Origin of the sequence: Rhodococcus sp. 06-235-1A (genome assembly GCF_002258785.1) — a bacterium.
Lineage (GTDB): Bacteria > Actinomycetota > Actinomycetes > Mycobacteriales > Mycobacteriaceae > Rhodococcoides.
In genome coordinates, this window is the sequence record NZ_NOYI01000033.1 from 99,704 (window position 1) to 113,419 (window position 13,716).

The window sequence follows — 13,716 nt, forward strand, 5'->3', positions numbered from 1 at the left end:
TTCGAGGCCGTGAAGGACATCTGAGAAACCCATGCCGTTCGCGATCACGCAGAACTGTTGCAACGACGCATCCTGCCTGTCGGTGTGCCCGGTCAACTGCATTCATCCCACGCCCGACGAGCCGGATTTCGGCAAGACGGAGTTGCTCTACATCGATCCGCGCTCGTGCATCGACTGCGGGGCCTGTGCCGACGCGTGCCCGGTGGACGCGATCACTCGCGTCTCCCGACTGACGCCGGACCAGCAGATCTATGCCGACATCAACGCCGAGTACTACAAGGACAAGCCCGCGGTCGCGGAGTGGGGCGCGCCCCGATTCCCAGTGGCGACGGTCAACGACCTGCCGCCGATCGACATCGCCATCGTCGGAACCGGGCCTGCTGCCTGCTACACCGCTCAGGCGTTGCTGCGGGTGCCCGGCACCAATGTCACCTTCTACGACCGGCTGCCCACCGCGGGCGGTCTCGCCCGCTACGGCGTCGCTCCCGATCACCTGGGTACCCGACGCATCAGTGAGCACTTCCGTGGAATCTTCGTGCATCCACGAGTGACGATGAAGCTCGGTGTCGAGGTCGGTAAGGACGTCGACCACGTGGAACTGGCCCGAAAGTTCGACTCCGTCGTGTACGCCGTCGGTGCCGACAAGGACCGAGCCCTCGAGATTCCCGGTATCGACCTCGACGGATCAGTCAGCGCGCGCACCTTGGTGGGCTGGTACACCGGTCACCCGGACGTTCCCGCCGACGCGATCGATCTCGCCGGCGTCGAGCGCGTCACCATCATCGGAAACGGCAACGTCGCCCTCGACGCGGCTCGTATCCTCACTGCCGACCCGGACCAGCTCGACGGGACCGAGATCGCGCCTCATGCTTTGGCCGAGCTGCGTCGCCATCGGGTGAACGAGGTTGTCGTCCTCGCCCGTCGTGGCCCCGAGTTCGCGGCCTTCACGCGTTCCGAGTGCAAGGCTCTGGTCGATCGCGCGGGCGTCGACGTCGTCGTGGCAGGTCCGGACGGAATCGTCGACGCCATCGATCGGCTGCCGCTCTCGTCCTCGGCCTCTGCGCTGGCAGGAGCTCAGCGCGTCGATCTCGGCTCTCGCGCGCCAGGGCGTCGCATCGTCTTCGCGTTCGGGCGGGCACCGTCCGCCCTGCACGGCAGCGGCTCGGTGGAGTCCATCGACGTGGGGGTGGGCGAACACGCGATCACTCTGTCCACGGAGCTGGTTCTGCTCGCGATCGGTTATCGCGGAACTCCGTCACCGGGCATCCCGTTCGACGACATCACCGGCACCATTCGCAACGAGAGTGGTCGCATCACAGCTGCCGACGGCACTCCGGTTCCGGGTTGCTACGTGGTCGGATGGGCCAAACGTGGTGCCACGGGCGGCATCGGCGACAACAAGATCGACGCCGAGGAAACTGCCGAGGCCTTGCTCGCAGACGTCCCGACGCGAGGCTCGGCGCGTCCACTCGGCTGGTACGGAAAGGTGAGCGCCGCTCTCGGCGATCGGGTCTCACGAGCGCGCTGACCGGCGGTAGCGCCCTGTTCTGTTCACATTGTGTAGCAGTCTGATTCGAGTCTGCGCGATTCGTACGCACGGCGAGCTTCTCGGAGTTACCGTTGAGTATGGCTGAACGGGGGGCCAAGCCCCAGGTTTCTTTTGTAAGACGGACGATGCTGCGCGCAGTCCGATCGTTGTTCAATCCGCTCCGGCCTGACGACTACTTGTCGATGATCAATCCGCTGTGGACCACTCGCGAACTTCGGGGGAAGGTCGAGCGGGTGGTTCCCGAGGGGTCGGAGGCCGTGTCGGTGTACATCCGTCCCGGTTTCGAGTGGCAGGGCCACACACCCGGGCAGTACGTCCGACTCGGAGTACTCATCGACGGTCGGTACCACTGGCGGGCGTATTCGTTGACGTCCGACCCCGATCCCGTGGACGGGTTGGTCAGTGTCAGCCCCAAGTTGGTGCCGTCGGGCACGGTCTCGCCGTATCTGGTGGGAACCATCAGGACCGGCGATATCGTCCGTCTCAGCGAGGTCGAGGGTGAGTTCACTCTGCCTAGCCCGATTCCGGACAAGATGGTGTTCATCAGTGCAGGCAGTGGGATCACACCGATCATCAGCATGCTTCGCGCCCTAGATCACCAGGATCGGATGACCGACGCGGTCGTCGTGCACTCGGTTCACAACCGGGAGCAACTGATGTTCGCCGATACTCTCGACGAACTCGAAGCCAAGCACGACGGGCTGACGGTGAAGCTCAGGATCACCAGCGACGAAGGTCGGATGAAGGCCTCCGAATTGGACGAACTGGTTCCCGATTGGCGTGAACGCGAGGCATTCTGCTCCGGTCCTGGTGAACATCTGGACGATCTGCGCTCGTACTGGAAAGACCAGGGCGACTACGACAAGTTCCATCACGAAAGTTTCCAGCCCGTCATCGGCGGCGGAGACGACGCTGGTGAGGGCGGCACCGTCAAGTTCCTCAACAGCAAGAAGGACGTCGAATGCGACGGTGCCACAACTATTCTCGCCGCAGGTGAGGAAGCGGGACTGGATCTGACGTTCGGCTGCCGTATCGGCATCTGCCACACCTGCGTAGGTACCCTGAAAAAGGGGCGTTTACGTGACCTACGTAACGGGGATGTCTCCGAACCTACGGGGCAAGCGGTTCGGATCTGTGTCAACACTGCTGAGGGCGACATCGAAATCGAACTCTGATCTTCCATTCGAACAGGGGAATGTATGTCTATCGACGAAACCACCAGGCGGGTCACCGACACCGATGGGCCGGTGAACCCGCTGGCGCACCTGAGCGACGAGACGATCGCCGAACTCGCCAAGGAATTCGACGCCATTCACGACGAGGTGTACGCCAGCCTCGGTGACAAGGACCGCAAGTACATCACCTCGGTGATCGCAGCACAGCGTCAGCTGCTGGTCGCCGGCCGCGTGCTGTTGCTCGGTTCCACCAGCAAGCCCGCGTGGCTGGCCGGTACCGCATGCCTCGGGATCGCGAAGATCCTCGAGAACATGGAGATCGGCCACAACGTCATGCACGGCCAGTGGGACTGGATGAACGATCCGGAAATCCATTCGTCGGTGTGGGACTGGGATACCGCGTCCACCGCCAACTCGTGGAAGCACTCGCACAACTACGTGCACCACACGTACACGAACATTCGCGGCAAGGACAAGGATCTCGGCTACGAGATCATGCGCATCGATCCGCGTCAGAAGTGGAGCCCCGTCTACCTGGCCCAGCCGTTCTACAACGTGCTGCTGATGGCCTTCTTCGAGTGGGGCGTCGCTCTGCACGACCTCGACATCGAGGCAATTCGCCGCGGCGAGAAGCCGGTCAAGGAACTCGTCGAGGACCTCAAGGGCATCGGCGTCAAGGCACGCAAGCAGTTCGTCAAGGACTACGTGGGCTGGCCGCTGATCAGTGCCGGGGCATTCGCTCTGGCGCAGCTCGCCTCGGGTGGTCGGTTGCCCGAGAGCAAGAGGTCTCGCCTGGCAACCAAACTGCGGGGATCCGCGCGTTTCGGCAAGAACCGCCGGACGGCCGCCCTGTTGGACAGTCGCCTCAGCGGTATCGAGAGCACGTTCCTGTCGACGGTGGCGGCGAACTTCACCGCCAACATCATTCGTAACGTCTGGTCGAACGCGATCATCTTCTGCGGCCACTTCCCGGATCAGGCCTACACCTTCAGCCAGGAAGAGGTGGAGAACGAGACCCGCGGTGGCTGGTACGTCCGTCAGTTGGTCGGAGCCGCGAACATCGATGGTGGTCCACTGTTCCATCTTATGAGCGGAAACCTGAGCTATCAGGTGGAACACCACCTGTACCCGGATATGCCCAGCACTCGGTACTCGGACGTCGCGCCGAAGATCAAGGACATCTGCGAGCGCTACGAGCTGCCGTACAACACCGGACCGTTCTTTCAGCAGTGGGGCATGGTCCAGCGGACCATCGCGCGATTGGCCTTCCCGGGTGGCAAGGTTCGGCCGAAGCCGGGCCCCTACCGTCCCGAGGAGAGTTGGCGTCGCAAGTTCGCCGAGGGTGCCACCAAGGACAGTGAGGCCGCCAAGACTCGCGGTCGCGTGCCGGCAGAGCATCCTGCGGCGGGACCGGAGCACAACTCCGGCGGCGTCGATGTTCAGCCGCCGCCCCGTGGCGACGACTGAGTTTCGTCCCCGCTCAGCTGACAAGAACCGCGGCCACCCGACTTCCGGGTGGCCGCGGTTCTGCGTTGTGGTGGGTCAGGCCATGTCGACGTCCTTGGTCTCGATCAGTCGCTTGGTGCAGACCAGACTCAGCACCGACAGCAGAGCCAGCATGACGCCGATCGAGATGCTGCCGAATGCGGCCGTGAGCGGTGCGGCCAGCATCGGCGGAATCGCGCCACCGAGAACTCCGGCGAGGTTGTAGCCCAAACCCGCTCCGGTGTAACGGAATCGGGTCTGGAACAGCTCCGGCAGCAATGCTCCGGTCGGCCCGTAGGCAACTCCGAAGATGGCCAGCGTCACGCACATGCCGATCACGAAGGCTGCGGATGAGCCGGTGTCGAGTATCGGGAACAGTGCGATCGACCACGGTACTGCGATCATGCACGCCGCCATGATCACTCGCCGCCGCCCGACGCGATCGGAGTAGGTTGCCGAGAGCGCGATCGCGACTCCGAAGATCACCGCAGCGCCTATCCCGGTGACCAACACGAAGGGACGGTCGAACCCGAGGGTCTTGGTGCCGTAGCTCGTCAGGTACGCGGTGCCCATGTAGAAGAAGGCGAAGAGGGACGCCAATGCGCCTGCGGCGGTGATGATTTCGCGCTTCTGGATGCGCCACGCGTCGAAGATGGGCAGTTTGGTGGGCGCGGCGCTCGCGGGGGCCTGCTCCTCGGCGAGCTTGTTGGCCCGAAAGACCGGGGTCTCCTCGATGGCCAATCGCATGTACAGGCCGATGAGCACCAGAACGGCGCTGAGCAGGAACGGGATTCGCCAGCCGTAGTTCAGGAACGTCTCGTTCGTGTCGCCGAGCAGCAGGCCGGTCGCGAGGAAGGTAGCGCTCGAGAAGATGAAGGCGGCCGATGGTCCCAGCTGGGGGAACATCGCATAGAAGCCGCGCTTGCCCGGAGGGGCGTACTCGGCCGTGAGCAGTGTCGCGCCGGCCCATTCTCCGCCTACTGCGAACCCTTGTCCGAACCTGAGCAGCACCAGGATGATCGGAGCGGCCACGCCGATCGTCTCCGCCCCGGGCAGCAGACCGATGGCGAACGTGGACACGCCCATCAGCAGCAGCGTCGAGATCAACGTCTTCTTGCGGCCGATGCGGTCCCCGAAGTGTCCGAACAGCACAGCGCCGACGGGCCGGGCGATGAACGCTACCGCGAACGTCGCGAACGAGGCCACGGTGCCGGCCGTGCTTCCGAGGGCTGGAAAGAAGATGGTGGGAAAGACCAACGCGGCAGCGGTTCCGTAGATGAAGAAGTCGTAGAACTCGATCGTCGTACCGATGCCACTGGCGACAGCAACCCGCCGAACACTGGTCTTGGTCTGCACAGAGGGTGTCGTCGATGCGGACACACCCGGTTCGTCGGGTGAGACAGTGGTCATGGTTCCTCCGTTTTGTCGGGTATCGGGCGAATGTGCGATACCGAATGCGACGAACGGTAGTGATCCGGGTCACCCGTCGAATACCCCCGGATGGGGGGAACGACAACACCCTCCCTCCGAGCTACTGCCAATGAGCAGTCTCGACAGCAGCACGGTAGGTGTTGTCGAGGAAGGCGAGCAGAAGCGCATCGGGGTCCTCGGCAGTGCGTACGGCCTCGTAGGGGAGGATGTACTCGCCGAGATCGCGATCGAAGTACGCAGGGGCGGTGACGGCCGGATGGCTGTCGTAGCCGTCCGGATTCGGGTAGGCGTAAGCGTAGAACGCGCCCTCAGCTGCCCCGCCCGGCCAGAAGCCGGCACTGGAGACCTCGTCGCTGTACGCCTCGTGCATCACCCAGTCCGGGCAGTTGGGAACGCCGCCGGGATGCTGCGGGGCAGACCTACCCGAGAAGCGCGTGACAGCGAGATCGAAAGCGCCCCAGAAGAAATGGACGGGACTGGATTTGCCGCGAAAGTCGGCGCGAAACTCGGAGAACACGCGATGTGCGCTGACGAGGGCACGCCAGAACCTCTCCATCGCGTCCGCGTCGTAGGAGGCGTGCTCGACGTCCTCCGCGAACGGGGTGGCGTGCGGTAGTTCGACAGGCTTACCCACGATCGTCGCGTCGACCCCGAGTTGCGTGAGCAGGTCGGTGTATTCGGCGAAGAAGTCTGCGACGGTGCGTGGTTCGAGCTTCATGGTCCTGGTCTGGCCATCGGTGGTGGCCAGTATCAGTCGGTGGCCCAGGAAATCGAAACGAATCTCGAGCCCGCGGTTGCCGAGTGGGATCAGCGACGTCGTCAGTCCGGACGCATCGACGTACAGCGCGACTCCCCACCAATGGTTGAGTGCCGGCGACAGTGCCATTCGGGTCTTGCCGACGATCTGGGTCCACAGATGCACCGTGTCGCGAGTGTCGGACCAGCTCTCGATCGGAAGTTCCGGCCACGCGTCGTACGAAGTTGTCATGTGTCGATGATGCACACAGACCCCGGTCGAAGGCCATAGCTGTGCTACCTCAGGCGCACCTCAGGGTTCGCCGGTACCGTCTGACCGCAGGGGCGAGACGCTTGTGTCGGCGGTCTTGGAAGCGGAGGTGATCGCGTGTCCACAGACCACAATCGGAACGTGTTCGACAGTGCGCGGGTGGCTGCGGCGTATGTGGAGTACGCCGGTCCGACCGACGGCTTTCTCGACCGTGGGGAGGCAGCCGCTCTGGTTGCTGCGGCCTCGGGTGCTCGCGGAACGCCGGTTCTGGACGTGGGAGTCGGCAGTGGCCGAACCACGGCCCTGCTTCGGCTGATCAGCGACCAGTACGTTGCGATCGATTACGCACCGAATATGGTCGACGCCTTTCGCCGGAATTTTCCCGACCTGCAGGCGAATGTGGCCGACGCGCGCAATCTGGCAGATTTCGGGGACGGCGAGTTCGGCCTGATTGTGTTCAGCAACAACGGAATCGACACCGTGACCCACGACGAACGGAGCCTCGTTCTCGGAGAGTTTCGCAGACTACTCACGGAGTCGGGAGTGTTGGTGTTCTCCACTCTGAATCGCAACGGACCGTCGTTCGGCGAGACCCCGTTTCAGCTGAGCCGGCCGACCCAGCGTTTCAGATTTTCACCGAGGCGGGCCGTGACAGCCGTCGGAAGACGGCTGCTCGACCCTGCCGGTGTCGTTCGCAGCGTGAGGAATTGGTGGTCGGCCAGATCCCGCATCGACGATCGTGGATCCTGGGCGCTCGCCCCTCTCGCTGCACACGACTTCGCGCCGTTCATGCACTTCACCACCATCTCGGACGTGCGGACTCTGGTTACGGACGCCGGGTTCACGATCGACGAGATATTCGCCGACGACGGGTCGATGGTGCCGCCCGACGCTCCGGACAGTACGGCGGACAATTTCACGATTGTCGCGCGCAAGTAAGCCGTCAGTTCAGCCGCTCGAGCGCCTCGGTCATCTTCTCCACGGTGTCCGGCGCGACCTTCGCCTCGAAACCCGCTTTCAGGAACGGACCGGCAACCTTTGCGGCACCGTTGAATTCGACGTGAGCGTGATAGTCGATACGGGTCGAGAGCGGACCCTCAGCCGTCAGCGTGATGTCGTCGACGCTGGTGGCCGTCTTGTTCTCACCTTCGAGCACGAGGTGATTCTGCTCGTCGGTGACCAGTGTGTAGGTCAGCTCCGTGGTGATCCCGAACAACTTCGAGACGTTGTGCCACTGTGTCCCGACGGCGACCGGGCCGTCGGAAAGCTGAGTGCAGCTCTGGGTTCCGGGATCCCACGACGGTGCATTGGAAAAATCGCGAAGAAATGCGGCCGCCTTCTCCAGCGGAACAGCGGCGGTGAAGGTGCGAGTGACGTCGACCATGAGAGTTCTTTCCTGTCGTTGGGGTTCAGTCTTCGAGCGGGACGCCGAGGTGTTCGGCGAGCCGGCGCATAGTGCCGACGATCTGGTCCTCGGTCACCCGCGGAAACCCGGCCATCTTCCGAAACTCCGGATCGGTGACGCGCGACCAGTCGTACACCTGAGTCAACGCTGTCCGGTCGTCGGCGATCTCCTCGAGCTCCCAGGACCATCGCGTCCCGCGGGGGTCGATGCCTTGGCGATTGGGGATCCAGCCGATGCGCCGGTCCTGCTCGAACACGAAGACGGTGTTCTCCATGACGTACTCGCCGAGTTCCGGCTGGTACATGTCCATCGTGAAGGTGTCGCCGACCGCGCCCAGCGGCATCGGGTCGATCGCGCCTCGCAGCATTTCCGAGCCGTCGACCGCGGCCTGAACCTCGGGATTGGCCAGTGCGGTGAACACCGAGGCGGCGGGAGCATCGATCACGCGGCGAACGGTCAACTGGTCGGTCATGGGGCTCACTTTCGGTTGTTTACGCTGGCTACGGAGTTACCCCGTCGGGGTGGAAAGAAACTTCGATCGCCGTTTTTGCCTCCTCGTCCGTTTTGCATCGCAGTGGACACAGCGACGAAACACGACCGCCACGTCGCGTTCGTACAGTCGCCGGGTCGGACTCCGCAAAATCCAGCTGCGGAGCAGCACCTTGTCAAGGGGTAGCCATGAGTGGAAATACCGTCCGCCTGCAGGCGATCAAGGACGTCGAGGCGTATGTACCGCCTGCGGTCAGCTTCGTCGGCGACGAGAAGCCGGGCGAGATCTTCGGTGAGAACGTCTTCAGCAAGGTCGTCATGCAGAAGCGTCTTCCCAAATCGGTCTACAAGTCGGTGATGGCGACGATCGACAAAGGAAAGAAGCTCGACCCGATGGTCGCCGACGCGGTGGCGTCGGCGATGAAGGATTGGGCCCTCGAGAAGGGTGCGACGCACTACGCGCACGTTTTCTACCCGCTCACCGGGTTGACGGCCGAGAAGCACGACAGCTTCTTCGATCCCGTCGGTGACGGCAGTGCACTCGCCGAATTCGCAGGCAAGACGCTGATCCAGGGCGAGCCCGACGCGTCGAGCTTCCCCAACGGCGGTCTGCGCAACACGTTCGAGGCTCGTGGGTATACCGGCTGGGACGTCACCAGCCCGGCGTACGTGCTCGAGAACCCGAACGGCAACACCCTCTGCATCCCGACGGTCTTCGTCTCGATGACCGGTGAAGCACTCGACCACAAGACGCCGCTGCTGCGTTCTCAGCAGGCCATGGGCGGGCACGCCGAACGCATTCTGAAGCTGTTCGGGCACGAGAACATCGAGAACATCGTCTCGTTCTGTGGTCCTGAGCAGGAGTACTTCCTCGTCGACCGACACTTCTTCCTGGCCCGGCCCGACCTGCTCAACGCGGGCCGCACCCTGTTCGGCTCGAAGCCGCCCAAGGGCCAGGAATTCGACGACCACTACTTCGGAGCCATTCCCGAGCGCGTGCTCGGCTTCATGATGGACACCGAGCGTGAGCTGTTCAAGCTCGGCATCCCGGCCAAGACGCGGCACAACGAGGTCGCTCCAGGACAGTTCGAGATCGCGCCGATGTTCGAGCGCGGCAACATCGCGGCCGATCACCAGCAGCTGCTGATGACGACGTTCAAGACCATCGCCAAGAAGCACGGCATGGAGTGTCTGTTCCACGAGAAGCCGTTCGAGGGCGTCAACGGCTCGGGCAAGCACGTCAACTTCTCGCTCGGCAACTCCGAACTCGGATCGCTGCTGGTGCCCGGCGACAACCCGCACGACAACGCGCAGTTCCTGGTCTTCTGCGCAGCCGTCATCCGCGCGGTACACAAGTACGGCGGTCTGCTGCGCGCCTCGGTGGCCTCGGCGACCAACGATCACCGTCTCGGCGCGAACGAGGCCCCGCCCGCGATCATCTCGATCTTCCTCGGCGATCAGCTGGCCGACGTGTTCGACCAGATCGCCAAGGGTGCGGCCACCTCCTCGAAGGGCAAGGGCACCATGATGATCGGTGCCGACACCCTGCCCGTGCTACCGACCGACCCCGGCGACCGCAACCGCACCAGCCCGTTCGCGTTCACCGGCAACAGGTTCGAGTTCCGCGCCCCCGGCTCGATGCAGACCGTCAACGGCCCGATGGTCACGATCAACACGATCATGGCCGAGGCACTCGATTACATGGCGACCAATCTCGAGGCCGCCGTCGCTGACGGCACCGAATTCGACACCGCCGTGCAGAACCTGCTGACGGAGATCATCACCGAACACGGTGCAGTGGTGTTCAACGGTGACGGCTACTCCGACAACTGGCAGATCGAGGCCGAGGCACGTGGTCTACCGAACCTGCGTACGACGCTCGACGCGTTGCCGGAGCTGATCTCGGACTCGGCCATGGAGCTGTTCGAGAAGTACAAGGTGTTCAATCACCGAGAGATGCACTCGCGCTACGAGATCGGACTCGAGCAGTATGCGCTGACGGTGTTCGTCGAAGCGCGGTTGACGCTGGAGATGGGGCAGACGTCCGTCCTGCCCGCAGCGGTGCGTTACCAGACCGAGCTGGCACAGAACGTCAGCGCACTCAAGGGCGCAGGCGTCGACGATGTGGACATGACTGCGCTGCAGGCCGTCTCGGCTCCACTGTCGGAGCTGCGCGCAGCGCTGGCGATGTTGAAGGCCGCTCTCGAAGCCGACCCCGGCGGCGAGGCCCTCGCCGAGGCCACCCACGCCAAGGACGAACTGCTGCCCGCGATGGCCGCCGTTCGAGCCGCGGCGGACACCCTGGAAGCAATGGTGGCCGACGATCTCTGGCCGCTGCCGACCTATCAGGAGATGCTCTACATCCTGTGAGTGCGCTCCACGCAGTGGTGTGGCTGTGTCCCCTCTGGGGGACTCGGCCACACCACTACGTGAGCAATGTCTCGGATCGGAATAGCTTCGTGGAACTCTGGCGTTTCGAGTGACCAGTGGCAAAGACTGTGCACGCACTCGTGAGGAGAGAGATCCATGAAGTTGTTTTCCCCGTTGGCGCTCGGTGACCTGAAGCTCGACAACCGGTTGGTGATGGCACCGCTCACGCGGGTGCGTTCCGGGAAGGACGGCGTGCCGGGTCCGCTGGTGGTCGAGCACTACAAGCAGCGCGCATCGCTGGGTCTGATCGTCAGTGAAGGCACCTACCCGAGCCACGCGGGCCAGGGCTTTCCAGGTCAGCCGGGCCTGGTGACGGACGAGCAGATCGAGGGTTGGCGCAACGTTGCCGACGCGGTGCACGCCGATGGCGGACTGATCGTCGCGCAGGTCATGCACGCCGGTCGGGTGACCCACGAGGCGACGACGGGTGGCCGCGAGGTCGTCGGGCCCAGCGCCATCGCCATCGAGGGGGAGACTCACACGTACGAGGGCAAGAAGGCGTATCCCACCCCGCGCGCGCTGCGAGAGGACGAACTGCCCTCGGTGATTGCCGATTTCGTACAGGCATCGAAGAACGCGATTGCCGCCGGGATGGACGGCGTCGAGATTCACGGTGCCAACGGTTACCTGCTGCACGAGTTCCTCTCGCCCGCATCGAACCAGCGGGACGACGCATACGGCGGCTCGCCGGAGAACCGTGCCCGCTTCGTGGCCGAGGTGGTCGAGGCAGTGGTCGCGGCCCTCGGAGCAGGCAAGGTGGGAATTCGTATCTCACCCGAGCACAACATTCAGGATGCCCTCGAGACGAACGCCGACGATGTGCGTGCCACCTACCGCGCGTTGGTCGACCGAATTGCTCCGCTGGGCCTGGCGTATCTCAGCGTGCTGCACAAGGATCCGGCCGGTGAGCTGGTTCAGGATCTGCGGCAGGCGTTCGACGGCTCGGTGCTGGTCAACAGCGGCTTCGGTGAGATCACCAGCCGCGACGAGGCACTCTCGCTCCTGGACAACGGAATCGGCGACGCCGTCGTCGTCGGACGTCCGGCGATCGCCAACCCCGACCTCGCCTACCGCTGGCGCGAGGATCTGCCGTTGAACGAGCCCGATCAGAGCACGTTCTACTCCGAGGGTGCGAAGGGCTACACGGACTACCCGGCGTTGCAGCACTGAGAGTGCCTGCGGCAGTGGTGTGATTGGGTACCCCAGAGGGTTTTCAACCACACCACTGCGCGGAGCGCACTCAGAAGTCGGCGGTCTTGCGGGCCCTGATCTTGCTGACGATCGAGAACAGGACGGCGATGATCATCAGTGCGTAGAGCACGATGGTGATCCCGCTGCTGACCAGGATCGACGGGTCGCCCTCGCTGACGGCCAGCGCGCGTCTGAGCGATTCCTCGGCAAGTGGGCCGAGGATCACCGCGATCAACACCGGTGCGAGCGGAATCTCGTAGCGCCGCATCATGAATCCGACGATGCCGAGCCCGAGCATGAACATCAGGTCCACGATCGACGCACTGGACGCGTAGACGCCGAGGGCAGCGAACACCGAGATTCCGGCGTAGAGGTAGTTCTTGGGGATCTTCAGCAGTTGGGCCCACAACGGTGCGAACGGCAGGTTGAGGATCAGCAGCACGATCATCGCCAGAAAGAGGCTGGCCAGCAGGGCCCAGACGATGTCGCCGCTGCGCTCGAACAGGAGCGGTCCGGGTTGCATACCGTACTGCTGGAAGGCCGCCAGCATGATCGCCGCCGTGGCGGACGTCGGTAGGCCCAGGGCCAGCAATGCGCCCATGGCCGTTCCGGCTGTGGAGTTTCCGGCTGCCTCGGGTCCTGCCACGCCACGAATGGCACCCTTGCCGAACATCGGCTTGTCCCGCTTACGATCGAGCCGACGCTCGGTGCCGTAGGCCAGGAAGCTCGGCACCTCGGCACCGCCCGCTGGGATGACGCCGAACGGAACACCGAATGCCGTCCCGCGCAGCCAGGCCGGGAGTGCTTCGCGGAACTCGGCTTTGCTCAGCCACGGCCGCCCCTGCGACTTGATCAACGACCGATCCTCGGGCCGTCCGATCTTCGACGCGATATGGATGACCTCACCGAGGGCGAGCATCGCCACGGTGATGACGACGATGTGGATGCCGTCGAACAGGGCCGGCACTTCGAAGGTGAATCGTGAAGCGCCCGAGGGTCCGTCGATACCGATGACCGCCAGGGTGAGGCCGATGAGCAAGGCGGTCAGACCCTTGAGGGCGGAGTCCGAGACCACCGCCGACGTCGCGATGAACGCGAACACCGCCAGGGCGAGATATTCGGCGGGTCCGAAGTTGGTCGCCAATGCCGCAAGTGTCGGGGCGAAGAACACGACCAGGGTCGTGGCGATCATGCCACCGATGAACGACGCGATGGCCGAGGTCGCCAAAGCCTGTGGGGCGCGGCCGTTCTTGGCCATTCGATGTCCCTCGAACGTACCGGCGATGGCGGTGCTGTTGCCGGGGGTGTTCATCAGGATGCCCGAGATGGAATCGCCGAACAGGCCACCGAAATACACTCCGGCGAACATGATCAGGGCAGCGGTGGGGTCGAGGGTGAAGGTGACCGGCAACAGCAGGGCCACCGCCATGGCCGAGCCGAGACCGGGCAGGACGCCCACGGCGGTGCCGAGCAACGCGCCGACGAACACCCACACCAGGTTCATCGGAGTCAGCGCGGTGCCGAACCCGTCGAGAAGATTGCTCAATGAATCCAT

11 protein-coding genes are annotated in these 13,716 nt (G+C 63.9%); 6 read left to right on the forward strand and 5 right to left on the reverse strand.

Annotated elements, in window-relative coordinates; genetic code table 11:
• Positions 1 to 31: 31 nt before the first annotated feature.
• The 3 genes from CH275_RS27465 (at position 32) to CH275_RS27475 (ending at position 4,191) form a co-directional block, all read left to right on the forward strand.
• A complete protein-coding gene (locus tag CH275_RS27465) occupies positions 32 to 1,528 on the forward strand; it encodes an FAD-dependent oxidoreductase (RefSeq protein ID WP_094681302.1) in 1,497 nt (498 codons plus the stop codon).
• A 98-nt stretch (positions 1,529 to 1,626) separates the two neighbouring features.
• On the forward strand, positions 1,627 to 2,724 hold the full coding sequence (locus CH275_RS27470; protein WP_179276387.1) for a ferredoxin reductase: 1,098 nt from the start codon (positions 1,627 to 1,629) through the stop codon (positions 2,722 to 2,724).
• Between the two features lie 24 nt (positions 2,725 to 2,748).
• Positions 2,749 to 4,191, forward strand: a complete 1,443-nt coding sequence (locus CH275_RS27475; RefSeq protein WP_094681304.1) for a fatty acid desaturase family protein — start codon at positions 2,749 to 2,751, stop codon at positions 4,189 to 4,191.
• 75 nt (positions 4,192 to 4,266) lie between these two features.
• On the opposite strand, the gene CH275_RS27480 is transcribed toward CH275_RS27475, so the two are convergent.
• Together CH275_RS27480 and CH275_RS27485 are read right to left on the reverse strand one after the other, a co-directional pair.
• On the reverse strand, positions 4,267 to 5,619 hold the full coding sequence (locus CH275_RS27480; protein WP_094681305.1) for an MFS transporter: 1,353 nt from the start codon (positions 5,617 to 5,619) through the stop codon (positions 4,267 to 4,269).
• A 121-nt stretch (positions 5,620 to 5,740) separates the two neighbouring features.
• Positions 5,741 to 6,628 (reverse strand): DUF5996 family protein, encoded by an 888-nt coding sequence (locus CH275_RS27485; protein ID WP_094681306.1) that lies wholly within the window; start codon positions 6,626 to 6,628, stop codon positions 5,741 to 5,743.
• Positions 6,629 to 6,763: 135 nt separating this feature from the next.
• Here CH275_RS27485 and CH275_RS27490 point away from each other — a divergent pair, with 135 nt between their 5' ends.
• Positions 6,764 to 7,585 (forward strand): class I SAM-dependent methyltransferase, encoded by an 822-nt coding sequence (locus CH275_RS27490; RefSeq protein ID WP_094681307.1) that lies wholly within the window; start codon positions 6,764 to 6,766, stop codon positions 7,583 to 7,585.
• 4 nt (positions 7,586 to 7,589) lie between these two features.
• Here the strand turns inward: CH275_RS27490 and CH275_RS27495 are convergent, their stop codons facing one another.
• Both CH275_RS27495 and CH275_RS27500 read right to left on the reverse strand, forming a co-directional pair.
• Entirely contained in the window at positions 7,590 to 8,030 is a 441-nt protein-coding gene (locus tag CH275_RS27495) for an SRPBCC family protein (protein WP_094681308.1), read from the reverse strand.
• A 25-nt stretch (positions 8,031 to 8,055) separates the two neighbouring features.
• Entirely contained in the window at positions 8,056 to 8,523 is a 468-nt protein-coding gene (locus CH275_RS27500) for an SRPBCC domain-containing protein (RefSeq protein ID WP_094681309.1), read from the reverse strand.
• 206 nt (positions 8,524 to 8,729) lie between these two features.
• On the opposite strand from CH275_RS27500, the gene CH275_RS27505 reads away from it, so the two are divergent.
• Both CH275_RS27505 and CH275_RS27510 read left to right on the forward strand, forming a co-directional pair.
• Positions 8,730 to 10,910, forward strand: coding sequence for a glutamine synthetase III family protein (locus CH275_RS27505; RefSeq protein WP_094681310.1), 2,181 nt, complete (start codon positions 8,730 to 8,732; stop codon positions 10,908 to 10,910).
• A 156-nt stretch (positions 10,911 to 11,066) separates the two neighbouring features.
• Complete coding sequence (locus tag CH275_RS27510; protein WP_094681311.1) at positions 11,067 to 12,140, forward strand: alkene reductase; 1,074 nt, start codon at positions 11,067 to 11,069, stop codon at positions 12,138 to 12,140.
• A gap of 70 nt (positions 12,141 to 12,210) precedes the next feature.
• Here the strand turns inward: CH275_RS27510 and CH275_RS27515 are convergent, their stop codons facing one another.
• Positions 12,211 to 13,716 (reverse strand): tripartite tricarboxylate transporter permease, encoded by a 1,506-nt coding sequence (locus CH275_RS27515; RefSeq protein ID WP_094681312.1) that lies wholly within the window; start codon positions 13,714 to 13,716, stop codon positions 12,211 to 12,213.